This window comes from Psychrobacter piscatorii (assembly GCF_904846415.1).
Taxonomy (GTDB): Bacteria; Pseudomonadota; Gammaproteobacteria; order Pseudomonadales; family Moraxellaceae; genus Psychrobacter; species Psychrobacter piscatorii.
In genome coordinates this window covers 24,739-48,701 of sequence record NZ_CAJHAR010000029.1, presented here as the reverse complement: position 1 = coordinate 48,701, position 23,963 = coordinate 24,739, and the positions used below count along the sequence as shown (strand labels likewise).

Genomic DNA, 23,963 nt, shown 5'->3' with positions numbered 1-23,963 from the left:
GAACCCTATTGAGAAAAAATGGGCACAAGTAAAGTTTCTACGCCAAGGGTGGATGGAAAATGACTTATCCAAATTATTTTATGATGTTTGTCCTAGCTATAACATTTTTGTTTTGAACTGACTATATATTTTCCAGTATGAAAAACACAGTAAATATAACACTTAACTGATATTCATTTTTCTTGCTCACTATGCGCGTCATACGCTATAGGTTAGAAAAATGAACACCAGCTGTACTACAATGGTTTTATACCGACTCTAATAAATAGTAAAGACTGTAGTGGCATAATTAAATCGGACCACGCTTAAGAGATACCATCTTAAAAAAGCCAAATCAAGCACTAATTAGCTCAACTTTTGCTTGGTAAGACTGCTGATGTTTAATCACACCGAAACAGATATGCACAAGCTTGCGCATCGCTGCACAGACAGCCTGCATTTTGCACTTACCATTAGCAAGCAGTCGCTCATACTGCGCCTTAATATCAGGATTATGCTTAATGGCGACTAGCGCTGGCATATACAGTTTGGCTCTGATATCACTTGAGCCATTCTTTGCTAAGCGAGACTTGCCTTTAAATAGCCCTGATTCACTATGTTTGGGAACTAAGCCTAAAAAGGCGGCCATTTGTGACGCTTGACTAAACTGCTTATTATGCATCAGCGACACCATCTGCTTTGAGACAACAGGGCCGACGCCTTTAATAGTTTGTAGTAGAGTCTGATCTTGCTTTAAATTGTGATGATGATCGATATGGTCATCAATATCACCATTGAGCTTAACAATAGCGGCTTGCAAAGAGGCTATCATATGCTCAATAGAAGCTTTAACGATAGGAGCGGTGTCTGTGGCCTGCGCTTTTTCCAATCGATTCAGCTCACGTTGTAAGTCTTCTTGTAGTGCGTCTAAGCGCGACAATAATGACTTGAGGTGACGCGCCTCTGCTGGCGGCGGTGTCCATAATTTAGGCTTAGCACTATAGGTGTAGCGGGCTAATAACATACTGTCTTTTTTATCCGTCTTGTTGCGACTTCCTAAACTAGCAGCATAGCTTTTGATATAAGCAGGATTGATAATACTGACGTTAAGACCTTTATCAAATAGGTAGTAGGCGATGTTCTCGTGATAGACTCCTGTGGCCTCGACCGTGATGTGAATATTACTTAAGTCGTCAGTGATGTTAGCAATGAGCCAGTTGATAAGAGCAGCGTAGTCACTGTAATCATTTTTAAAGACTTTGGTTTTAAATTTGAGATTATCAGTGGCTTTGAGCCAGGCGATATCTAGCTTGTTTTTACTGACGTCTATGCCGATATAGTGTGTCATCTTATTGTCTTCCCTTGTCTATGCAGTGTCACTCATGACACCTTGGTAGATGGCGAGGCACTTGGATACCATTCAGAATATGAAGATGATGGGATGAGCATTGGGCATAATCTCTTACACAGTGTCTAGGCACTAAGGTTATACTCATACTCTCAATGCTCATGAATAATTACTTTATTTTATCAACTTTCGTTGGCAGTATTAAGCGGTTATTCAAGATACAAGGTTATACTAACCCAAAAGAAGGAACATAGTATGACTAGCAACCGCAGAGAATATACCCGAGAATTCAAATTAGAAGCTATCAGCTTAGTCGTTGATCATAAGCGCAAAGTAGCAGAAGTGGCAGAGTCTTTAGGAATTGGTGCATCAACCCTAGATAACTGGGTACGCAAGTATAAAAAAGAGCAGCAAGGGGTTGCACCAGCTGCAGGTTTAGCCCTCACCGATGAGCAAAGAGAACTACAAGAGCTACGTAAACAAGTTAAACGACTCACTATGGAGCGCGACATTCTAAAAAAGGCTTCGGCTCTGCTAGCCTTGGACAGCCTGAACGTCTATCGCTGATCAGCAAGCTTGCAGAGCAAGACAAACGACTGAGCAAGCGTAAGCTATGCCACCTGTTTGGTGTCGTTAGAAGCAGCTACTACTATGGTATTAAGACTAAGCCTATTGATATAGAACGCGTCAAACTCAAAGCATTAATACGTCAGATATTCAATGACTCCAAGCAATCGGCTGGTGCTCGCACTATTGTCGCTATCTTATGGAATGAGCATAACATCAGGCTGACACGTTACCTAGCAGGTAGTCTTATGAAGAGTATGCACCTTAAAAGCTTTCAGGAAAAGACACACAAGTATAAGCATGCTGATCAGATGCATAAAACCCACGACAATATCCTAAAGCGCAATTTTAGTCCAAGCATGCCTAACCAAGTCTGGACGGGAGATGTGACCTATATCCGTATCAAGAGCGGCTGGTGTTATCTAGCTGTGGTGTTAGATCTGTTTGCCCGTCGTGTCGTGGGCTTTGCCGTATCAGACTCTCCTGACAGTATGCTGACTGCTAAAGCACTACAGATGGCATATCAGACGAGACTTAGACCCAGTAGGGTGCTGTTTCACTCGGATCAAGGCACGCATTACACTAGCAAGGCATTTGCTGAATCCGTGGCTAGTTGTGACGGCATGATTCAAAGCATGAGCAGAAAGGGTAATTGCTGGGACAACGCGCCAACTGAACGCTTCTTTAGAAGCTTTAAAACGGAATGGATGCCAAAGGGTGGTTATGAAGATATCTTTGAGGCTAAGAGTGCTATCACTGACTATATCTGGGGCTATTATCAAACTGTGAGACCCCATACTTTCAACAATTACTTAACACCATTAGAAACAGAGAGACGCTATTTTAACAAAAACCTCTTATCAGGTGTCCTAAATTAGTTGACCACTACAGACTATATACTACTGACCATCGTATCAGGTGATAAAATTGCCGCGAGTTCCTCATCACTGAGCAGTTTCTCTTGCTTGACCAAATCCGCCACGCCTGACCCACTCAGCAACGCATTTCCTGCAATACGACTGGCGTTTTCGTAGCCAATATGTGGTACTAGTGCCGTCACAATACCAATGCTATTTTCGACATGCTGCGCGCAGCGGGCTTCATTGGCAGTAATACCTTGAATGCAGCGCTCATCGAGCATACGAATCGACTTTTCTAACAGACGGGCATTGTTCAGTAAGTTATAAACAATCAGCGGCTCCATCGCGTTGAGCTGCAACTGCCCTGCTTCTGCCGCCATGGTAACCGTCATATCCGTACCCATCACCTGAAAGGCAGCTTGGGTCATTGCCTCAGGAATCACAGGGTTGACTTTACCGGGCATAATCGACGAGCCAGGTTGTCTGGCTGGTAAATTGATCTCACCCAGACCTGTGCGTGGCCCACTCGATAGTAGACGTAAATCGTTGCTCAATTTAGACAGCTTAATAGCTAGGCGTTTGAGCACACTCGAGAAAGTAATAAAAGCACCCATGTCGGCGCTAGCGGCGATCAAATCTTCAGCAAGTGTCACCGGTAGGCCACTGATATCGGCAAGCTCACTAATCGCTAAGCTGGCGTAACCTTTGGGCGCATTGATACCCGTGCCAATCGCCGTACCGCCCAAGTTCAATTCGCATAACTGTAGACAGGCTTGTTCGATTCGTGCTGTTTCACTGCCTAGATCACTGGCGAAGGCGTTAAACTCTTGCCCCAGCGTCATCGGTACCGCGTCTTGTAATTGAGTACGACCCATTTTTAGAATGCCGCTAAATTCTTTTCCTTTGATAGCTAAGCTATTTTGTAGATTGGTGATAGCCTCTTGCAGTGGTTTTGCCGCAAACACCATCGCCAAACGTGCCGCGCTCGGATAGACATCATTGGTCGACTGAGAGCGATTGACATCATTATTAGGATGTAGATGGCTATATTGACCGTACTCAAACCCCATCTTTTTTAAGCCAATATTGGCAATCACTTCATTGGCATTCATGTTGGTTGACGTGCCCGCCCCGCCTTGAATGAGGTCAACAATAAACTGCTCATGATGCTCGCCTTGTATCAGATCGGTACATGCCTCAGTAATGGCGCTGAGCTTCTCTTCACTGAGTAGACCATGCTGATAATTGGCTTTTGCAGCGGCGGCTTTTACCATTGCCAGTGCTTTGATTAAATCAGGAAAATGGCTGATTGGCATACCGGTAATATCAAAATTTTGCGCGGCGCGTTGCGTTTGAATACCATACAAGGCAGTGGCAGGAACGGCTTGCTCACCGAGTAAGTCTTTTTCAATGCGAGTATGGGCTTTATTATCGATAAGGTTATCTGTATGTGTCATATTTTTATGGCTTCTTAAAGTATGGAAGGTTGAAGCAGTAGACAGACAATACTTAATTATTTAGGTGCATTGTCTTAGTGCTACTAAAGATTAGCGCCATCGTAACCGAGAATTTAGCACAAGAAAAACGTAAATATTTCGTTCTCAGCCCCAAAAATTTTGCTGCTTGATAAAAAATATGATAGATAAGGTTGTTCTATAAAAAACAATGAGCACTTTGAAGGTAGGTTTTTTGGAAAAAATTTATGTGGCAGGAAGGGTTTTATGAGAATTTTTTTATAAGAAGTTTGACTAATTGAGACAATGGATTAATCGCTAACTATAAGTGCCATAAGTAAACACCTAGCTTCAGTGAGACAAGCTAGGGTTTATAAAATTGACTCACTTACAGCCCCAATGCTTGCTTTAAGGCATTGATCTGTGGCTGCTGACGATCCGTATAACGATATGCCAGTACAACCTCGCGCACCAAACTGTTATCCCCTAAATGGTGAATTTGTACGGGCGGCGTACTTCTAATCCATAGTCCTGCATAAGGAATCAACGCCACGCCCAAACCCGACTCCACCATCCGAACGATAGCATCAAGGTCATTGATCTCCATGATCGTATTGACCTTGATGTCTTGTTGTTTAAAGAACTTATTTAACTTTGCGCCCGCTGAAGACTGTAAGGTGTAATGGATAAAAGGATGCTGCTCAAGCGTCTGCCTGAGGCTATGAAATGGCCATTTTTTGGGACTGATGAGCACATAAGGTTCGGTCATAATGGATTGGGTAACGATATCTTTTGGTAATGCAAATGCTGGCTGTATCGTAATCGCCGCATCTATCTCCCCGACTTCTAGTTTCTCAAATAACTCTACAGCACGCCCAGGCACAATTTCTGTCTGCATTAATGGGGCGAGCAACGTAATCGCCTTTAGTGCCTCTGGTAAGATACCCACTTGCACGGAGTTGATCGAACCAATCCTAAGCTGCCCATAATAGCTGGCAATATCAGTATCTGAAGACAGCTGCATCGTCGAGTAAAGCGCCAAAATCTCTTTGGCAATCGGTAATACACGCGTGCCTTGCGGATTAAGCGTAATAGCACGAGCAGAGCGGGTGAATAACGACAACCCTAGGTTGTCTTCAAGCGTTTTGATTTGTGCGCTGACCGCAGACTGGGTCAGGTTAATGTGCCGAGCTGCTGCGGCAAAACTGTCTAACTCGCAAACGGCGACAAAGGTTTTAAGCTCTCTTATCATTGATATCACCACACTTATAAGTTATGCCTGACATTTGAATACGGTCTAATTTATCTCAAAGCGGCTAGTATCTCTTCATTAAAAATAAACCATTGCATCAGTACCGTGACTCTCAAGGTCTACTGATTGACCTTTGTTTATTCCTCTGTTAGATTTTAAGACGATACATAATGTATCATTATTAAAAAATTGCAACGAATAGACAGTAATGTCTGCCTCACTGACTCTCACAGTACTGACTCTCACAGTGTTTTTTGATCATTGTATTAGTTGCATTTCGTTCATGCTAAGGATAGACCTTATGAACAACCGTTCACCGTATTTTTTTTCATTACTCGATATTTCTCAAGTACTGATCCGGCAGAAAGCACTGATACTTAAGGGCATTATCCTACCACTTAAATAAAAAATAATAAAAACAGTCCATAGGATTTTATTGGACGGTAAACCACCTAAATCCTATTTATAAGAAACGATCCGCTTCACAAAGTATAGTTCACCGCCTATTTTTTCCATGGAAGGAAATCAAAATCATGAGTATTTTTGCCATTTTGTTGTCTTTGTCACTGTTGATGTATTTTGCCTATAGAGGCGTGAGCGTCTTAGTTTTGGCGCCCTTACTCGCTATTTTAGCCGTTGTGTTAAGCGGACAAAGCAACCAAACAATGGGCATCTATACTGAAGTATTTATGCAAGGTCTTGGCGGGTTTGCTGTCAAATACTTCCCCCTATTTATCTTGGGGGCTATTTTTGGCAAATTGATGGAAGACTCTGGTTACGCCTATAGCATCGCACACAATATAGTCGATAAGCTGGGCGAGAAACATGCTTTGCTGGCTGTGGTACTGGCTTGTTCAATCTTAACTTATGGCGGCGTGTCCGCCTTTGTGGTGACGTTTGCCATCTATCCTATCGCAGCTGCTTTGTTTAAGCAGACAAATATCCCAAAAAGACTGATACCTGGCGCGATTTGTATTGGTGCTCTGACCTTGACGATGACCGCATTGCCCGGCTCTCCTTCCATTCATAATGTCATTCCCATGCCTTATTTTGAGACGGACGCTTTCGCAGCGCCTGGGCTAGGGATTATTGCCTCGATCGTTATGTTGGGCGGCGGCATGTTATGGATGAATCGCCAATTACGACTTGCAGGCGCTAATAATGAAGGCTACGGCAACCATACCTTGAATGAAAAAGCGCCGCATTCAGGTATGGATATACCTAATTTTTGGCTTGCGCTGTTCCCCATTATTATTGTGATTGTGGGCAACTATGCGTTTTCAAAAATGATCATACCGTTATGGAACAACAGCTACTTGGCTGATGAAAAATTTGGTGGCGTCGCACTCAGCTCAGTGATTGGTATTTGGGCGATTATTTTGTCATTATTTTTGGCTTGTGTTTTTGTGGTTGCTACAAACTTTAAAAAAATAGACAGTGTGGCAGACAGTTTGAACAAAGGTGCGATGGGATCCTTGCTACCTATTTTCAATACCGCCTCAGAAGTGGGTTACGGCTCTGTGATTGCGACCCTTGCAGGTTTCGAAATTATCAAGCAATCTCTGATGGCCATCTCCCCTGGTAACCCGCTCATATCAGAAGCCATTATGATTAACGTTCTCGCAGGTATTACAGGATCAGCCTCTGGTGGCTTAGGCATAGCATTAGAAATCATGGGCGCAAACTATATGCAATTGGCAGAGCAATATAATATTGACCCAGAACTGATGCACCGTATAGCCTCTCTCGCGTCAGGTGGTTTAGATTCGCTACCACATAATGGTGCCATCATCACCATGCTCACTATTTGTGGTTTGACCCATAGAGAGTCGTATAAGGACATATTTGCTGTCGCTGTCATCATTCCTTTGATTGCTCTCATTCTAGTCATCATACTCGGTACGCTATTCGGTTCTTTTTAAGTTGGTTTGCTTTATCAGAATTTTTTAGAAACGTTATTGCCTACTCTTAACGCACTAGAAAATTACTGGTTGTTATAGTGATGTAATGATACAAGGTCTAGGAGGGTTAGCAGATGTCATTGCTAAAAAATTCGATTATAGTAGATATTCCTTATAATAACTGCTACTTACAGTAGCTACTAATAGCATTCATCTAAATAGACTGAGGGATTAAATCATGAAAACATTAGGATTATGTATTGCCGCAGGACTGGGCTTAAGCGCTTGTGCGAGCGGTGGAACGATGGGTAATACCAACCCAAACAACATAGTGACCGAGTACCCTGTTGAGACCGCTATGCTCAATATCTATACCAAACAACGTAGTGAAAATTTGGTTGCCACTATCGGCAATCAGACGGCCTCAGCAGATATTCAAGTCACGCCTAAAGGCAATATGGTCTTCAATAATAAAAAGGTACAAGGTACTGAGATCAACACGATCAACAAAGTGAACAATCAAATCACTAACCAGTCAGTCGCTATCAATTACTTCACCTTGAACCCTCTGGTATTTCACGGTTTTACGGACAGCACAGGCAAATATTCGGTCTCAAACCAAACGACCACTATCCCAAAAATGGCGACGGTGGGCGCCTCAAACAAATTGATTACTGAAAATGTCTATAGCGATAGCAGCATGCGCAAAAAAATAGGAACCTATAACCAAAACTGGTCCCTGACGCGAGATAGCAATCAGACCGCATGGTTCTGTATCGAAACCTCAGACAATATGCTTGCTGGTGGCACCTCTGAGGGCAGCTCAAAAGAATGCTACAAAATCAATGCCAAAGGCGACATACTTGCGAGCAAAGTCACTATCGCACCGCCAGCTGGTAATAGCGGACAGACGATTACGTTTAACAGCAAGTAAGCAGTTCTATGTATCAACCATTTCTTTAATCGGTCGTTCATAGATTCTAGATTCCAAATAAAAATAAAACTGACATAAAAAAGGAGCCGAATCATCGGCTCCTTTTTTATGACTTATGGACTATTATTTAACCACCACACTCGCCAATGGCCAATGGTTAAATGATATTGACCTCATAACTGAACTTTTCTGCCAATCCATAAGACTCTCTATATTCGATAGGGTCCCCTTCTAGATTTTTAGCAACGCGGCATACTTTCACTAAGTTTTCTTGCTCGGTATTGTCCAGATAAGGGTCTATATGATTAGAGATAAAAAACAGCATTTCTACAGCTGACGAGACAAACTGACCGCACTTTTTGTAATAAAAAGGATCTCTGCACACGACAAAAAAATCATCCCCACCCGATTTTCATAGGTTTAGGGGTTAAAAAGCTAACTAACTGTCGAAATACAGTCTTATCATTGTTAAAGAACACCAAACGAAGACCTTCAATCAACACATCCAGGCCAAGCGCAAACAAACTGGCTTGAGGTCGAGCGTTTGACTTTAACTTGCGCTTTAACGGCTTATCTTTGTCTTTATAAATACCGACATGATAAGCCCAACAAAATGCTAAGGCGTTCACTGCGACTAATTTACTGACCCGATCAAGATGGGTTAAGTGGGTATCTTCAAGATTAAAGCCACGGCCCTTTAGACAAGCAAATAAAGTCTCAATCTCCCAACGCTTAGCATAGCTTGTCATCGCATCCACTGTTTCTAGTTGATTGGTGGCCACAATCACTAAACCATAGTCTTTATCACGCTTGGCAAATACTCGAACCAAACAACCATCGACAGTCAGTATTCGTCCATGTCGATATGTTTCTTGATGGCTAACATGGCGTAATAACTCTTTAATCTGTACCAACTTGCCATGATGATTCTCAACTTTACTGTTCTTCTTAATCCGTATGGCAAAGGGTATGTGATTATTGGTGAGCCAGTTAAACCATTTTTCGCCAACAAACTCTCTGTCTGCTACTATCATCTCAAGGTTATCTTTGCCAAATTGTTTGATAAACCGCTCAATAAGTTCACAGCGTTCAAGATGGTTTGTATTACCTCGCTTATCTAGCATGTGCCAGTATAAGGGGATGGCTATCCCTTTATATACCACCCCTAGCATAAAGATGTTGAGGTTACTTTTACCCCATTTCCAGTTGGTGCGGTCAATGGTTAAGGTGACTTTGCCTAGCCCAAATAGTCGATATATCATCAAAGCCAGTTGATTGTAGTCTATCCTCGCTTCGGCAAAAAATCGCTGTAGTCTGCGATAGTGACTGTCGGTCTTGCCACCCTTAGGAAGGTGTCTTGCTATTTTTTTTAAGATTACTGCTTTGAGCAGTAATCAGGGCTATTATCATTAGGCTCAAACATGTGATTCTTGCCTTGTTCATACTCAGGTTTTGAGTTAAAGTTTCACTAAGTCTGTTAAAGTTTGGCATGGTCTGATTCGTCTTGAAAATTACTATTATGCCTTTGCTTTAACAGACTTTTTTGTTTTTTTGTCGTGTGCAGAGAAAAAGGATATAAAAGATTTTCAAAGTCTTCAGGTTCAAGACCGATAAAATCTTGGTAACGGCTCTCGGGTAACCAAATTCTTTCACTCAAAATCACTCTGTCTTCGACAATACGCACACGTTCTATATAAATTAAACTTTCCTTTTCGTGAATGTTTAATTCTTTATTAATTGCCTCAACAGGCTCTATCAACATGACCTTTTTGATGACGCCAGTCGGTATGACATAAGAAGCGTCTTTATCGCGGTATTTGAAAAACCTTAATAACGAGCCCTCAAAGTTGGGCCTTTTTAAAAAAGTACCGCGACCTTGCTGCTTTATCAAAACGCCGTCATCCACTAACTTTTCGACCGCTTTGCGTACGGTGCCCACCGATACTTGATACTTGTCTGCAAACTCCTGTTCTGTCGGTAAGGGGGTTTTTTCATCCCACTTATTCTCTGTCAGTAACGTTTGAATATGCCACCGCACTTGCTCGTACCGTGGCATGTTAAATTTTTTAAAATTATCCATAATTTTTTTCACCACAATAGGAAGACTTTATTAACACGCCCAATCTTTCTAAACCCAATCATGTTCATAAGAAATAAAATATCTCTGACACTCTATTTTAAGCCCTTACCAAATTCTATACACATCTCATCGATATTAAAGTCTATCTAGATTTTTTGGTCAATCTCACCTAATTAACGGCTCCTTTTTTGCTATTATTCTATTGAGTTATATACACTTAAAAAGCTGATAAGATTTGCTGGCTTAAAAAGCTGTTTGTCAACATTATCACAATGCTCTTTAATCTAAAACATATATATGTATGTAGATATTTAGATGTCATACAGTCAATACCAAGGAGCGAATATGACCCTATATCTTATAGCGGCCATAGTAATTTCTATTGCATTGGGTTACACCACTAAAATCAATATTGGCTTGTTTGCGATTGTGTTCTCGTACCTTATCGGCTGTTTTGGTATGCAGCTAAGCGCTTATGAGGTTATTAAGCTATGGCCTCTGAAGATTTTTTTTGTGATTTTTGCCGTGACACTCTTCTATAATTTCTCCTTGGCGAATGGCGCGTTAGAAAAACTGTGTGAGCATTTGATATACAAGTGTCGACATTTTCCAGCGTTTTTGCCGCTGGCTATTTTCTTTGCTGCGACAATTGTAGCAGCTTTAGGAGCCGGTTATTACACGGTTCTTGCCACGATGGCACCGATGATTTTGTTGTTATCTAAAAGAACCAACTTAAACATTATTATTGCGACCTTGTCTGTGAACTATGGAGCGCTTGCGGGTGCCAACTTTATCACCTCACAGAGTGGCGTTATTTTTAGAGAGCTTATGAGCGGTGCTGGCGTTGCCAATGACAATACCTTTACATATGGTTTGGGTATATTTGCCGCGACCTTTTTGATGCCTGTGGTTTTATTAGGCACTTATAGCTTTATTAATGCTAAGACCAGTAAAATAGCCATTCAGACTATTGTGCCACAGCCTTTTGACAGCAATCAGAAAAAGTCGATCATGCTGATTTTTATCATGATGGCGACGGTACTTATCGTACCCATCTCAAACCTACTCATACCGAACGTAGACGCCATTGAGTTTTTGAACGCTCGGATTGATATTGGTTTTATCGCCATTTTCTTCGCTTTGATGAGCTTATTTTTGAAGCTGGGTGATGAAAAAACAGTAATTGCTTTGATACCGTGGAATACGCTTATTATGATTTGCGGCGTAGGTATGTTGATTAGCCTCGGTGTGGAAGTAGGCGTTATTTATGAGCTGACAGAGTGGCTCAGTACCAACGTTCCTATTTGGATGATACCATTTTTGGTATTCATTATTAGTGCAATTATGTCGATATTTGCCAGCACGCTTGGCGTCGTTGCACCAACTTTATTTCCGATGGTACCTGCCTTGGCTGTGGCTTCTGGCTTGAGCCCTTTTTTCTTGTTTATCTGTATTGTCATCGGTGCCCAAAGCTCATCTATTTCCCCTTTTTCGTCAGGAGGCAGTCTGATATTAGGGGCCGCTCAAGTGCATATAGACAAGAACAAGCTGTTGCATACTCTGCTGTTCAAGGCAGTGCCTCTAGATATCGTCGTTGGCCTAATAGCGATTTTCTTTATCCAAATGATGTTCTAATTTTTATTGAAAAAAGACAGCAATAGGGATCATGTGTATGCCATTGCATACGATCCAGACAAATGACAACAAACAGATGACAACAAACAAATCACAGTAAAAGACGTATTCATTTAGCAAAACATTCCTAGAATGCGTGTATTTTTATGTCTGTCAGATAGTCTTTGTAGTCAAAATACAGCATAAGCTTTGTCGCTCACCTCATCTATCCTACCCCTACCATTAAGCTGCCCGCTTTGAAATGAAAATCATTTTTATGCCAATTAACAATATGCGCTATTTACGATAAACCATAACCTTTTGTTATTGTTGGTATTATAAAATTTCATCTACAGACCCAAACTGGTTTCTTTGTGACTTCACATTGAAATAGCCATTTGTGCGACTCGTCAGATAGCTAATACTGCTACTTAGAAAAAATTCATACATACATACATATGTTTCTTGTTATTTCTAAATTATTCTGTTACTTTTGCAAAGTGAACAAAAAGACTACTGTTGTAAAGGTTGGTAACATTATTGGTCTGCTTCCAACTTTTTGTATAGTCGCCCTATCCTTTCAATCAAAATTTTATTGATTTTTACTGAAAAAATACACACAAGGAGTGTCGTGTGAAAAAACTATCCTATCTAGCGCTTGGTCTATCTGTACTTACCTTGACAGCTTGTAACAATGCTAACGAAACTGCGAGCGCAGGTGCAGATGAGTTTGCAGGTCCTTCACGTCCAGAATGTATCGCTCCAGCAAAACCAGGCGGCGGCTTTGACTTGACTTGTAAGCTTGCTCAGTCAGGTCTAAGAGACACGGGAATATTGACAGATCCAATGCGCGTCACTTATATGCCAGGCGGCGTAGGTGCTGTTGCATATAACAAAATTGTTGCCAATGACCGCAGCAATGAAGACGCTATCATCGCGTTTTCAACAGGATCAATCCTGAACTTATCACAAGGTAAATTTGGTAAATTCACTGAAAAAGACGTGAAATGGCTAGCAGCCGTTGGTACTGATTACGGTGCTATTGCTGTCAATGCTGACTCGCCAATCAAAGATCTAGCAGGATTGGTCGCTGAGCTTAAATCAAATCCAAAAGCAATCAGTTTCGCTGCTGGTGGTAGTGTTGGTGGTCAGGACTGGATGCAAACCGCTATTTTGGCCAAAGCCGTTGGTGTTAATCCAAGCGACATGACTTATGTTGCGATGGAAGGCGGCGGTGAGGCAATTACGGCAGTAATGGGTAACCATGTCACTGTTGTGAGTGCTGGTATCGCTGAGATTATGCCACAAGCTACTGCTGGCAAATTACGTGTATTGGCCGTATTTGCAGATGAAAGATTGGGTGGCTCTATGGCTGATATCCCTACTGCAGTCGAGCAAGGCTACGATGTGACTTGGCCTGTCGTTCGTGGTTACTACATGGGGCCAGATGTTAGCCCTGCCGCTTACGACTGGTGGAAAGCCTCATTTGATAAAATGCTTGCTGATCCAAAATTTGCCGAATTGCGTGAACAACAAGAGTTACTACCATTCTCTATGACTGGCGATGAGCTTGAGCAGTATGTCTATAAGCGTACTGGTGAGCTACGTGAGTTGTCTGCTGAGTACGGTCTTGTTGATGCTGCTGCACAATAGCATTACCCAGACTATATCCCCTTAATGATTGAATACTAAATTGTTTAGTATTCATCGAAGGTTGAAAGATGAGACATCTCTCAACCTTTTTATTTAAAATTTAAGGAATACCTCTATGACGATGGAACGTGCGTTCTCCGGATTAATGGGACTATTTAGCTTATTTTTGGTCTACTTGGCTATTGGTTACGTTGCTCCCATTGCTTATGATCCTATCGGCCCTCGGCCCTATCCTATTTTAATTTTCTCACTGATGGCACTTTTGACCTTGGTTATTGCCTTTCGTCCAGCACGATTTACCAAAGTCATTGATTTAGGCTATAACAAGGTCGTGCTTAGAAATCTGGTTCTGTGTGTCAGTGCATTATTGATTTATAGTTTGATTTTTGAGCCTTTAGGTTTTGTTGTTGCTACCACCCTGATGTGTTTTGCGGTTGGTCTACTGTTTGCAGGCAACCCTGTTAAAAGCCTTATCTTTTCAGTTGTGATCAGTATCGCCCTGTATGTCTTATTTGACATAGCTTTGGACGTCATTCTGCCACTTGGAATATTATCAGGAATAATGGGATAGCTATTATGGAAACTTTTGATTTTTTAATGCACGGTTTCGGCGTAGCGATGTTGCCCAAAAACTTACTGATTGCGCTTATCGGTGCTTTTATTGGTACGATTGTGGGTATGTTGCCTGGCCTTGGCCCTATTAATGGTGTGGCAATCCTACTACCATTTGCTTTTGCCCTTGGTCTGCCACCAGAGAGTGCGCTGATCTTACTGGCAGCTGTTTATCTTGGTTGTGAGTATGGTGGTCGTATTTCTGCCATTCTACTTAACGTACCAGGGTCTGCTGCGGCGGTGATGACCTCATTGGATGGTAATCCGCTAGCGGTGCAAGGTAAGGCAGGTATTGCTTTGTCCATCTCTGCGGTCGCCTCGTTTATTGGTTCGACGATTGCAACCCTTGGCGTGGTCTTGTTCGCCCCGCTACTGGCTAAATGGGCGGTGTCTTTTGGCCCTGCTGAATACTTCGTATTGATGGTATTCGCGATTTGCTGCTTGAGTGGTTTGGTCGGTGATCAACCGATTAAGACCGCAGTATCAGCCTTGATTGGCTTGGGTCTGGCGACTGTCGGTGTCGATGCAGTGACGGGTATTTATCGCTATACTTTTGACTCTGTCAACCTATCTGATGGTATCCAATTCACAACGATCGTTATTGGTTTCTTTAGTGTCAGTGAAATCTTAATTTTGCTCGAAAGAACCAGTACGGGTGGTAAAATAGTTGCGCAAGGTAAGCGTAGCTTATTTAATATGAAAGAATTTCTCTTCACCATCGGTGCTATGTTGCGTAGTGGTGCAATGGGTTTCTTCGTTGGTATCCTACCTGGTGCAGGCGCTACAATTGCCAGTGCGATGACCTACGCTAGCGAACGTAAAATTGCTGGAGACAGTGGCAAATTCGGTGAAGGTGATCTTCGTGGCCTAGCGTCACCAGAAGCGGCTAATAACGCATCAGCGTGTGGCTCATTTGTACCAATGTTGACCCTAGGTGTTCCTGGTTCTGGTACCACAGCGGTTATGATGGGTGCGTTGACGTTGTATAACATCACGCCAGGTCCACAGTTATTTACTGAGCAGCCAGATATCGTTTGGGGTCTTATTGCTTCATTGTTCATCTGTAACGTTATCTTGCTTGTCATGAACATCCCTTTGGTTGGTTTCTTCTCTAAGCTACTGAATGTACCAAACTATATCTTGATCCCATCAATCGCTGCTATCAGCTTCGTTGGTGTCTACTCTATCAACAGTACAACGTTTGATATGGTGTTCATGGTAGGACTTGGTATCTTCGGTTATTTCTTACGTAAACTGCATTTCCCATTATCAGCCCTTATCCTAGGTTATGTACTAGGAGAGCTTATGGAGTCTAACCTACGTCGTGCTCTCTCTATCTCTCAAGGTGAGATGTCTATTCTGTGGAGCAGCCCAATCACCGTATCACTATGGGGTCTGGTCGTGGTCATGATCTTCATGCCAATCATTCGTAAAATGTATCGTAAACGCTTTAAGAAGACTGCTGCATAAGTTTTTGCTAGTTCATCTCTAAATGTCTCTCCGGCGGTGGTTATACTCAGGTATGGCCACCGTTTTTTTAGAGATACTTTTACCCTACTTTCAATAGTTATTAGGGACAAGCCCTTAACACTCTTCACTTTTTTATCAGCTGTCCAACATTAGCAAAACATCACTACTTGATGTCACTCATGAAATAGGATTTTATAGTGCCCCTTGTTTTAGATTTATTGCAAACCATTCCAACGTGGCACTTAGTAGGACTATTTAGTGCTGGTATGATCGCTTTTATTATCTCTACGATATCTGGTGGTGGCGGTGCGATGCTGCTGATACCAGTGACTTCTTCGATGATAGGAACTGCGGTTGCGCCACCTGTGATTAACGTGGCTACCTTTATGAGTAATGCCTCGCGGCTCTATTTATTTTGGCATGATATTGACTGGTCATTGACCAAATACTATGTGCCAAGTGCTATCGTAGGAGCGTGGTTGGCGGCATTGGTCTTTAGCCGTTTGGATGCAGGTTGGATTCAATTATTGGTAGGTGCATTTTTAGTCTCTACTATTTTCCAATACAAGTTCGGTAAAGTAAGTAAAACGTTTGATATGCCAAAAGTAGGTTTTGTACCTGTGGGCTTTTTCATTGCCTTTATGAGCACGTTGGTGGGTGGCCTCGGTCCTATCCTTAACCCTTTTTATATGAATGCAGGTCTAGAAAAAGAGAATCTGATTGCGACCAAAACGGCGAATTCTTTTTTTGTCGGTATTGTACAAGTCGTCAGCTACGCCTTTTTTGGCATACTCACAGTCAAGATCTGTGTGTATGGTCTGGTATTAGGATTGGGTGCCGTTATTGGCAACGTCATTGGCAAACGCTTTTTGGCTGGCATCAGTATTAGTCAGTTTAGAATAATGCTTCTGATACTAATGGTGATTAGTGGTTTAATAATGATCATAAGAAACATAAACGTATTGTTTTAATACGCCTATCACTCGATACCGTAATTATGTCACGCAAATTCTTATAAATACGGGTATTTATTCTTTATTAAAGATAATGCTCAATCATATACTGATCTGATATAACATCTTAATCAGAATACCTTACATCATCATGCGCCAGCCTCTAAACTTGGCAAAGAAACCCTTCAATCTTTCAGAAAAATTAAAAGTCTCAGCTTCTGGTACTTCTTCAACATGATGACGAGTTGCTAATATCGGCTGCTGTACCAGTTTTTCGTGATGCTCAAAGGCGCGGTCAAGACTGATACTCATGATAGAGAAGTTGGTAGGACGTGGCAGACAGCGATACACCTGCCCTTTATTGATGAGATCAATCACCATGTGGGCGTCTTTAAATTCAGTCAACATCAGTACCATCAGATCGGGCTGGATATTTTTTAGGGCGTAGACAATAGGAGTGATGTTCTCTTCGTTGAGCGTCGCATCCGTGATGGTGACACCAAACTTCTTTTTTTGTAATAACTTCGCAGCCTGCTCGAGGTTGCTTGCCCAGCTCACTGTATAAGTACTTTTAAACTGATTTTTTATTTCTTGATAGATGCTCTCATCATCATCCAATACCAGTATATTTCTTTTGCTACTAGCATTCATAAAGCTCTGAGACTCATCCCCTTGCTTCATATTTTGGGTAATATCTTGCGTTTGCTGAGCAATGTCTGTGGCTTTATTTACGATTTTTTTGAGCTCATTATTTTGCCAAGGCTTGGTGATATAACGGTAAATCTCTCCGTCATTGACCGAGTCAATCACCGCATTGAGGTCCGCATAGCCTGTTAGTAAGATACGGATGGTATTAGGTGAAGCTTCTTTAATATCACGCAACACTTCCGTCCCTTGCTTATCCGGCATGCGTTGGTCGCTGATGACCACTTGTACATCGTGCTCACTGACATATTTCATAAGCTCAGTGGCATCTGTCGTGACAAACACGTCGTGTGACTGGCGAAAATGCATTTTTAGACTGCGTAATATGCGCGGCTCATCATCGATAAAAGCAATTTTTGGTTTTTGCATGATGCTCTCTTTAGGTGAGTGGTGAGAAGTATCTCAACCTTCAAACAAGGTTTTGGAGGGTTTATTCTCATAAGTTTTCGACTGTATTGGCAGCATAATGGTAAAAGTCGTACCTTCGCCGACGATGGAGGTCGCTGCAATACTGCCGCCATGCTGCTCCATAATCTGTGTGCTGATCGCCAGTCCCAAACCCGTCCCATCGCCTGCTTTTTTGGTGGTGAAAAACGGCTCAAAGATACGCTCTAAAGCCTGTTCGTTGATACCAATACCATTATCTGTGACCTGCACCACGACGTGTTGCTGCCCCTCATCGACCGCTGATGTGATATGCAATTCGCCTTTATGATCAGGTGCTATGGCTTGAGCGGCATTGTTGAATAAATTTAGTAGCACTTGATTGATTTGCGAGGGATTGCATTGAATCAGCGGCAGTGTCGCTAGGCTGGTAGTAATATCTAGGGTTTTAAGGTTGTTGCGCGCCATGACCAGCGAGGTATTGATACAGTCATTGATATCGACGTCTTTTACTTTTGATTCATCAATTCTAGAAAAATCGCGCAAACTAACAACCAGCTCAGCAATCTGGTCAACACCGTATAAACTGTCTTTGATCAAGTCGGCCAAGTCCTCACTGACTTCATCTTCTTTGATCTCTTCACAGCACTGTAGCGTTTGCGCTGTCAATTGTGCTACTTGTGCTTGGTCAGCATTGGAGTCTTTTAGCGCCTGCAATAGCTGGTCAGTATGGTTGATCAGCTCATCGAAACGCATCAGATTGTCACCGACCAGTTCGATATTACTGCGTACATAGCCCAGTGGCGTATTTACCTCGTGCGCCACGCCTGCCACCATTTGACCCAAGGTTGCCATTTTTTCGGAGCGCACTAATTGTACTTGTGAGGCTTTTAGCTCATCCATCGCTTGCTGTAAATCTTGGGTACGGGCAGCGACTTGTTTTTCTAGATGGACATTGTTTTCGGCAAGCGCGCCTTCGTTCTCAACGACACGATCAATCAACTGGTTGGTCTGCTCACTGATGATTTGGATTTCGCTCACGCTTGAGCTGGGCAGCTTATGTGCGAGTAGTTTTTGATATTGTTTTTTTTCAATCAAAGCACCCATCTCAGACACCAAAAGCGACATACGTTGTAATGGACGAGTAAAGTACTTGCGGAACACCCATGCCGTTAATAATAAAATAGGGATAAAACCGAGCAGCATGGCTTGAATCAGCTGGTTCGATAGAGCATTTGCAACGCTGAGCAAGTCACTATTGGGCTTTACAATCACCATTTTCCAATAAGTAAATGGCATGCGAAAGACGAAGGCGGTGGCTGGCTGCTGTAAGACAAAATCATTGGGTACCGCAATGGTATCGACCAGATGACTGTCGACTAAATTGAAAGTTTGATCGATATTTAATAGTAATAGCGCTGAGAGCAACTCAGATTCTTGCTCACTTATTTTACCCAGATTGGTCGTACTCAAAATACTACGAGCCGCTAATGTGAAGCGACCTTTATCTTTGGCAGTGGCATCCTCAATCAGCGTATCATTAATGCGACCCAAACTGTCCGCGATTGGGGCAAAGCTAGGATTGATAGCCGCCAATTGACTGGCGTTCATCATCTCGCCTTGTGGATTGTTGGCTGTTGTTTGAGTGACAAGCGACTGATCAGGAAAGGTCAAAAATCGATTGTCCAAGTCAACTAAAAAGACATAGCCGCCTATTTTTTCTTGCCATCTCTTCATGGCGGCATCAAGATTGTCCAATAATAAGTTAAAACTCACCACGCCATCAAACGCTTGATTGCTACTGTTGTATAACGCTTTAGCACAAGTCATCATTGGCTGATTGCTCGTGGGATCGATGTATGCCCGACTCCAGACGCAGTGATCATGATTGGCATACATCGCTGGGATATACCACCAGTCTCGATAATAAGCATTGGGCGTTTGGCTCACTTGGTCATAGCGCGTCACTGACTGCATTCTGCCTGACTCATCGCGCGCCCATACAAACGACTGACGCTCTTGACCTTGGGCATACATATTTGGGTCGAACCACACCCCACCACCCACGATTCTTTGATCCATTTGTTGCATGAGGTTGCCAAAGGTTTCTTGGTAGAGTGCATCCTCTTTAGGTAGACCGCCCGCCATCGTGCTGCTCGCCTTTGCCAGCCCATCGACATGGTTGATACTCACCATGATGCTATTGATGACTTCGTTGCCTGTTTCAACCACAGTCTCTGAAGTCATCTCCATAATGCGCGGCTTGCCTTGGGTTTCTATGACCAAGTACACCATGAGGATAATCAGTGAAAAAGCCAACGCTAAAATAATCAGCATACGGGTAGAGATACTACCAAGCCTGCCAGCAACGCTCATAAACACACCTTCTATATACGCACTAACTAGTATCAATGAATCACTTAATGGATAGAGAGATAAGTTATACGCAGCAACTATTTATAGTGGGCTTAAGAATACGGCCGAGTTGTGAACATATGATGACAAAGAAGATACTGGTTGATAAAAGTTGGATTATTGAAAAGGGCTTGTAAAAACGGAGAATGAGAAAGGTTGAACGAGAGGGATTTTTAGATATGTATAAAAAAAACGCAGCGCATCTTTTGATACCCTGCGTTTTTTGAATTCATTTTTTTAGAGAATGCGGGTTCTAAACGGTAGATAAGCCATCGTTATCACCAAAGTGTCTTTTACTTATGCATATATATCACGTCTGCTATGGTAATACTCATCCAAAGCTGCCCGTATGTAATCACTCCTCAAACGATGGGTCAGTACGGCGTAGCTTTCTTAATAAGGCAGGCCATGCGATATCACCATTCGCCCCTCTGGTCACCTGCTCAGATGCCGCTTGAATACCAGCCAATATTTGTGCTGGTATCGGCGTCAATGCGCTGCCACCGCTCTGCGCTTTAATTTGAATCTCGCAGGCGTTTTGTAAAATATACATATTCAAAAACGCATCGGCGACTGTATCAGCACAAGTCAGCAGACCATGATTGCGTAAAATCATAAAGTGAGCGTCACCTAAATCAGCGACCAAGCGGACTTTTTCTTCGGGGTTAAGTGCAACGCCTTCGTAATCGTGATACGCCAAGTTAGACAAAGGAAATAATGATTGCTGCGAGATAGGCAATAGGCCTTGCTCTTGCGCCGAGACTGCTACGCCATCGCTGGTGTGCAAATGAATCACGCAGTGCGCATCATCACGGGCTTCGTGTACGGCACTATGAATGATAAATCCTGCTGGATTGACATTGAATGCTGATGGCGAGACTTTTTCGCCCGCTTTATTGACTTTGACTAGGCTGGAGGCGGTGATCTCTTCAAATAGCATGCCATAAGGATTGATCAAGAACTCATCTTCCGTCCCTGGTACGCGTGCTGAGATATGAGTAAATACCAGATCATCCCAACCATAAGAAGCAACCAAGCGATAACAAGCGGCAAGATTTACTCGCATCTGCCACTCTTGTTCGCTCATATTATGGTGTACACTCGATGTTGAATCAGTTTGTGTGGTCGTTTTCATCGCTGTTTGCATTGTATAGTCCTTTACAGTTGTAGATAGTCCGAATAATTACTTTACACCATTCTTCAAACCCAAATCTGTCAAAAACATGACACTTATGAATATCAATCATCATTTAAATAACGACCCTTGGTTTGCTGACTTGCCAGCCGATGTGCAAGCGCTACTAGCGTATAACGCTGTGCTAAAGATATACCAAAAAAGTCAAATGATTCATGCGATTGGTGACAACGATGATGCGGCGCTGCACTTTGTCGTGTCGGGTACGATTAGAGTCTGCAATGTGAGCGCTAGCGGCAATGCCATGACCCTCGCTCACCTATCTAGTGGCGAATGGTTTGGCGAGATATCTATCATAGATGACCATCCTCGTACCCATGATGCGTGGACAATCAATAAGGTTACGTTGATTTCTATCCCTAGAAAGGTGGTGATCCAGACGGCGCAACAGTATCCAATTTTATACAAGCACCTCGCGCTTATCACTTGTGCGCGTATTCGTAGAGCCTTTGATTGGATTGATGATGCCACCTCACTCAATACATCGGCGCGACTGGCGAGCATGCTCATGGGACTCATCGGTACTTATGGTAAGCAAGTGAATGGCGATATCAAGATAGACTTACGATTGTCGCAAGAAGAGCTTGGCTTTATGCTTGGCACCACCAGACAAACCATCAATAAAATCATTCAGTCTTGGCAAAAACAGGAATTCATAGATATGCACTATGGTTTTATTACTATAAAGAATCAGTCTGAGTTAAGGGCAATGATGAATCCTGAATAATTTGAATAGCTATAAAATCTTTCCGTAAAATTTTCTATAAACCACTCAACACCTCGCAAACTATCATAAGCATTAGCATCAAAACTGCCACCTTAACATCTTCTTAACAGCACACTTGTTATGGTAAGGAATGACGTTTCCTATCATTCTGTTGAGAAGTATTTATATGTCCATATCTCAAGCCGCCAAAATCGCCACGCCCAAAGCCAATAAAAAAAACAGCTATCTGAGTAAGCTCTACGATCATGAGGTAAATCTCAATTATCTTATTATCATCGTTGCCTTGTATTTGGTGGCGACTGCCAATATTGGCTTTTTTGAACAGGTGCTAAATGTCTATCCATTTAGCAAAAATGTCGGCTTTATACTGTCTATTACTGGCTTGTTGTTTGGACTGATGTGGCTGGTATTACAGCTGCTTTGCTATCGTCCGATTGCCAAACCAGTATTAATTGCGCTACTGGTCACTGCCGCCATCTGTGGTTATTTTACAGATGCTTACGGGACGATATTTGACACCAATATGCTGATCAACAGTCTGGAGACCGATCAAGCAGAGGCAATGGGATTGTTTGCCCCTAGCATGGTCATTCGGGTGCTGCTAATGGGCGTGTTACCAGCATTTATCATTAGCAAAATTCGTCTAAAACGCTTTACTTGGCAACGCAGTATTCTACAAAAAACAGCTACCTTGATATTGTCTATCGCAGTCATCGCGGCATGTCTTTTACCCTTTGGTGACCAGTACGCCAGCTTCTTTCGTCAGCACAAACAAGTCCGCTCTTATGCCAACCCAATCACGCCTATTTACTCTACAATTAAACTTGGCGAAAATTATGTCAATGAGCTGCGCCGTCCTGATACTTTCACGCTACATGCGACAGATGCAAAGCGCGTCGCCCCTGCTAGTAGCACTACAAAACCCAAACTGATGGTGTTCGTCGTTGGCGAAACGGCTCGAGCCGATCACTTTGGTTTAAATGGCTATACACGCAACACCACGCCGCTACTCTCAAAACAGTCCAACCTTTATAGTTTTAAAGATGCCGTCTCTTGTGGCACCTCCACTGCTTACTCAGTGCCCTGCATGTTCAGTTATGCCAATCGGGAGAATTATGATATCGATACTGCCAAGTACAATGAAAACGTACTCGATACGCTCAGCAAGCAAGGGGTCAATGTCGTTTGGCGAGACAACAACTCTAGCTCTAAAGGCGTGGCTGATCGTGTCACTTTTGAGGACTTCAAAACGGCTGATACCAATCCGAACTGCGATGTTGAATGCCGAGATATTGGCATGCTTGATGGTTTTGATAAACTGGTTAAGTCAGGCAGCTCACCGAAAGATACGCCCAAAGACACGCTTATTTTGTTACACCAAATGGGCAATCATGGCCCCGCTTATTACCAGCGCTACCCTAAAGAATTTGAAACGTATAAACCCGTCTGTATGACCAATGAGCTCTCTAAATGTGATACCCAGTCTGTGATCAATGGCTATGATAATGCGATTCTGTACACCGACTACTTTTTGGATAACGTGATCGATACCCTAAAGACTTACGAACAAGATTATGATGTAGTCATGGTATATATGAGCGATCATGGCGAGAGTTTGGGTGAAAACAATATTTACTTGCATGGTCTACCCTATAAGTTTGCACCAGATACTCAAAAACATGTGCCTGCGGTCATTTGGTCACCGGACAGCAATCACATCGATGCGGATAGTCTCTCTAGTATGAGCAGTCAGCCCGTATCACACGATTTTATTACGCCGACGTTGCTTAGCTTTTTTGGCATCACGACTGATGCGGTCAAAGGGGCGCCAACCTTTTTTAAAGTGAATAACTAAATCCG

General features: G+C 42.7%; 19 protein-coding genes and 1 pseudogene. 11 read left to right on the top strand and 9 right to left on the bottom strand.

Annotation, left to right across the window (positions count from 1 at the left end; all coding sequences use genetic code 11):
• Positions 1-334 precede the first annotated feature (334 nt).
• Entirely contained in the window at positions 335-1,327 is a 993-nt protein-coding gene (locus tag JMX83_RS12085) for an IS110 family RNA-guided transposase (RefSeq protein WP_105244335.1), read from the bottom strand.
• A 255-nt stretch (positions 1,328-1,582) separates the two neighbouring features.
• On the opposite strand from JMX83_RS12085, the gene JMX83_RS12080 reads away from it, so the two are divergent.
• Together JMX83_RS12080 and JMX83_RS12075 are read left to right on the top strand one after the other, a co-directional pair.
• Positions 1,583-1,894 carry a transposase gene (locus JMX83_RS12080; protein ID WP_192529932.1) on the top strand — a complete coding sequence of 104 codons (312 nt, stop codon included), beginning with the start codon at positions 1,583-1,585 and terminating at the stop codon, positions 1,892-1,894.
• The gene (locus tag JMX83_RS12075) at positions 1,891-2,772 is read left to right on the top strand and encodes an IS3 family transposase (protein WP_201602136.1); all 882 of its coding nucleotides are present in this window, start codon (positions 1,891-1,893) and stop codon (positions 2,770-2,772) included. The genes JMX83_RS12080 and JMX83_RS12075 overlap by 4 nt, the downstream gene beginning before the upstream one ends.
• Before the next feature lie 14 nt (positions 2,773-2,786).
• Here JMX83_RS12075 and JMX83_RS12070 read toward each other — a convergent pair whose 3' ends face one another.
• A complete protein-coding gene (locus JMX83_RS12070; RefSeq protein ID WP_201602118.1) occupies positions 2,787-4,211 on the bottom strand; it encodes an aspartate ammonia-lyase in 1,425 nt (474 codons plus the stop codon).
• A gap of 385 nt (positions 4,212-4,596) precedes the next feature.
• Positions 4,597-5,460: a LysR substrate-binding domain-containing protein gene (locus tag JMX83_RS12065; RefSeq protein ID WP_201602115.1), complete on the bottom strand. Its 864-nt coding sequence runs from the start codon at positions 5,458-5,460 to the stop codon at positions 4,597-4,599.
• 530 nt (positions 5,461-5,990) lie between these two features.
• On the opposite strand from JMX83_RS12065, the gene JMX83_RS12060 reads away from it, so the two are divergent.
• Positions 5,991-7,382 carry a GntP family permease gene (locus JMX83_RS12060; protein ID WP_201602134.1) on the top strand — a complete coding sequence of 464 codons (1,392 nt, stop codon included), beginning with the start codon at positions 5,991-5,993 and terminating at the stop codon, positions 7,380-7,382.
• Between the two features lie 217 nt (positions 7,383-7,599).
• Complete coding sequence (locus JMX83_RS12055) at positions 7,600-8,295, top strand: hypothetical protein (protein ID WP_201602113.1); 696 nt, start codon at positions 7,600-7,602, stop codon at positions 8,293-8,295.
• A 157-nt stretch (positions 8,296-8,452) separates the two neighbouring features.
• Here the strand turns inward: JMX83_RS12055 and JMX83_RS12050 are convergent.
• The 3 genes and pseudogenes from JMX83_RS12050 to JMX83_RS12040 form a co-directional block, all read right to left on the bottom strand.
• Positions 8,453-8,668: pseudogene (locus tag JMX83_RS12050) on the bottom strand (GntR family transcriptional regulator); the annotation flags it as partial.
• A gap of 22 nt (positions 8,669-8,690) precedes the next feature.
• Entirely contained in the window at positions 8,691-9,659 is a 969-nt protein-coding gene (locus JMX83_RS12045; RefSeq protein ID WP_227675850.1) for an IS4 family transposase, read from the bottom strand.
• Between the two features lie 113 nt (positions 9,660-9,772).
• On the bottom strand, positions 9,773-10,375 hold the full coding sequence (locus tag JMX83_RS12040; RefSeq protein WP_227675847.1) for a GntR family transcriptional regulator: 603 nt from the start codon (positions 10,373-10,375) through the stop codon (positions 9,773-9,775).
• A gap of 345 nt (positions 10,376-10,720) precedes the next feature.
• Between JMX83_RS12040 and JMX83_RS12035 the strand changes: the two genes are divergently transcribed.
• The 5 genes from JMX83_RS12035 (at position 10,721) to JMX83_RS12015 (ending at position 16,695) form a co-directional block, all read left to right on the top strand.
• Positions 10,721-12,010: an SLC13 family permease gene (locus JMX83_RS12035; protein WP_201602111.1), complete on the top strand. Its 1,290-nt coding sequence runs from the start codon at positions 10,721-10,723 to the stop codon at positions 12,008-12,010.
• Between the two features lie 612 nt (positions 12,011-12,622).
• Positions 12,623-13,642 carry a Bug family tripartite tricarboxylate transporter substrate binding protein gene (locus JMX83_RS12030; protein ID WP_201602109.1) on the top strand — a complete coding sequence of 340 codons (1,020 nt, stop codon included), beginning with the start codon at positions 12,623-12,625 and terminating at the stop codon, positions 13,640-13,642.
• A gap of 115 nt (positions 13,643-13,757) precedes the next feature.
• Positions 13,758-14,213 (top strand): tripartite tricarboxylate transporter TctB family protein, encoded by a 456-nt coding sequence (locus tag JMX83_RS12025; protein WP_201602107.1) that lies wholly within the window; start codon positions 13,758-13,760, stop codon positions 14,211-14,213.
• Positions 14,214-14,218: 5 nt separating this feature from the next.
• Positions 14,219-15,724 carry a tripartite tricarboxylate transporter permease gene (locus tag JMX83_RS12020; protein WP_201602105.1) on the top strand — a complete coding sequence of 502 codons (1,506 nt, stop codon included), beginning with the start codon at positions 14,219-14,221 and terminating at the stop codon, positions 15,722-15,724.
• Between the two features lie 197 nt (positions 15,725-15,921).
• Entirely contained in the window at positions 15,922-16,695 is a 774-nt protein-coding gene (locus tag JMX83_RS12015) for a sulfite exporter TauE/SafE family protein (RefSeq protein WP_227675846.1), read from the top strand.
• 123 nt (positions 16,696-16,818) lie between these two features.
• On the opposite strand, the gene JMX83_RS12010 is transcribed toward JMX83_RS12015, so the two are convergent.
• The 3 genes from JMX83_RS12010 to JMX83_RS12000 all read right to left on the bottom strand — a co-directional run bounded on the left by JMX83_RS12010 (position 16,819) and on the right by JMX83_RS12000 (position 21,328).
• Positions 16,819-17,751, bottom strand: a complete 933-nt coding sequence (locus JMX83_RS12010) for a response regulator (protein ID WP_201602103.1) — start codon at positions 17,749-17,751, stop codon at positions 16,819-16,821.
• A gap of 33 nt (positions 17,752-17,784) precedes the next feature.
• The gene (locus JMX83_RS12005) at positions 17,785-20,142 is read right to left on the bottom strand and encodes an ATP-binding protein (protein ID WP_201602100.1); all 2,358 of its coding nucleotides are present in this window, start codon (positions 20,140-20,142) and stop codon (positions 17,785-17,787) included.
• A 394-nt stretch (positions 20,143-20,536) separates the two neighbouring features.
• Entirely contained in the window at positions 20,537-21,328 is a 792-nt protein-coding gene (locus JMX83_RS12000; RefSeq protein WP_227675845.1) for a class II aldolase/adducin family protein, read from the bottom strand.
• An 85-nt stretch (positions 21,329-21,413) separates the two neighbouring features.
• Between JMX83_RS12000 and JMX83_RS11995 the strand changes: the two genes are divergently transcribed.
• Both JMX83_RS11995 and JMX83_RS11990 read left to right on the top strand, forming a co-directional pair.
• Entirely contained in the window at positions 21,414-22,103 is a 690-nt protein-coding gene (locus tag JMX83_RS11995) for a Crp/Fnr family transcriptional regulator (RefSeq protein WP_201602097.1), read from the top strand.
• Positions 22,104-22,269: 166 nt separating this feature from the next.
• A complete protein-coding gene (locus JMX83_RS11990) occupies positions 22,270-23,958 on the top strand; it encodes a phosphoethanolamine transferase (protein WP_227675844.1) in 1,689 nt (562 codons plus the stop codon).
• The last annotated feature ends 5 nt before the right edge of the window (positions 23,959-23,963 follow it).

Bases quoted from the DNA above. Each gene is read 5' to 3' on its own strand.
- JMX83_RS12085 (WP_105244335.1), bottom strand. From the start codon at position 1,327: ATGACACACTATATCGGCATAGACGTCAGTAAAAACAAGCTAGATATC.
- JMX83_RS12080 (WP_192529932.1), top strand. From the start codon at position 1,583: ATGACTAGCAACCGCAGAGAATATACCCGAGAATTCAAATTAGAAGCT.
- JMX83_RS12070 (WP_201602118.1), bottom strand. From the start codon at position 4,211: ATGACACATACAGATAACCTTATCGATAATAAAGCCCATACTCGCATT.
- JMX83_RS12065 (WP_201602115.1), bottom strand. From the start codon at position 5,460: ATGATAAGAGAGCTTAAAACCTTTGTCGCCGTTTGCGAGTTAGACAGT.
- JMX83_RS12055 (WP_201602113.1), top strand. From the start codon at position 7,600: ATGAAAACATTAGGATTATGTATTGCCGCAGGACTGGGCTTAAGCGCT.
- JMX83_RS12040 (WP_227675847.1), bottom strand. From the start codon at position 10,375: ATGGATAATTTTAAAAAATTTAACATGCCACGGTACGAGCAAGTGCGG.
- JMX83_RS12035 (WP_201602111.1), top strand. From the start codon at position 10,721: ATGACCCTATATCTTATAGCGGCCATAGTAATTTCTATTGCATTGGGT.
- JMX83_RS12025 (WP_201602107.1), top strand. From the start codon at position 13,758: ATGACGATGGAACGTGCGTTCTCCGGATTAATGGGACTATTTAGCTTA.
- JMX83_RS12020 (WP_201602105.1), top strand. From the start codon at position 14,219: ATGGAAACTTTTGATTTTTTAATGCACGGTTTCGGCGTAGCGATGTTG.
- JMX83_RS12010 (WP_201602103.1), bottom strand. From the start codon at position 17,751: ATGCAAAAACCAAAAATTGCTTTTATCGATGATGAGCCGCGCATATTA.
- JMX83_RS12005 (WP_201602100.1), bottom strand. From the start codon at position 20,142: ATGAGCGTTGCTGGCAGGCTTGGTAGTATCTCTACCCGTATGCTGATT.
- JMX83_RS12000 (WP_227675845.1), bottom strand. From the start codon at position 21,328: ATGCAAACAGCGATGAAAACGACCACACAAACTGATTCAACATCGAGT.
- JMX83_RS11995 (WP_201602097.1), top strand. From the start codon at position 21,414: ATGAATATCAATCATCATTTAAATAACGACCCTTGGTTTGCTGACTTG.
- JMX83_RS11990 (WP_227675844.1), top strand. From the start codon at position 22,270: ATGTCCATATCTCAAGCCGCCAAAATCGCCACGCCCAAAGCCAATAAA.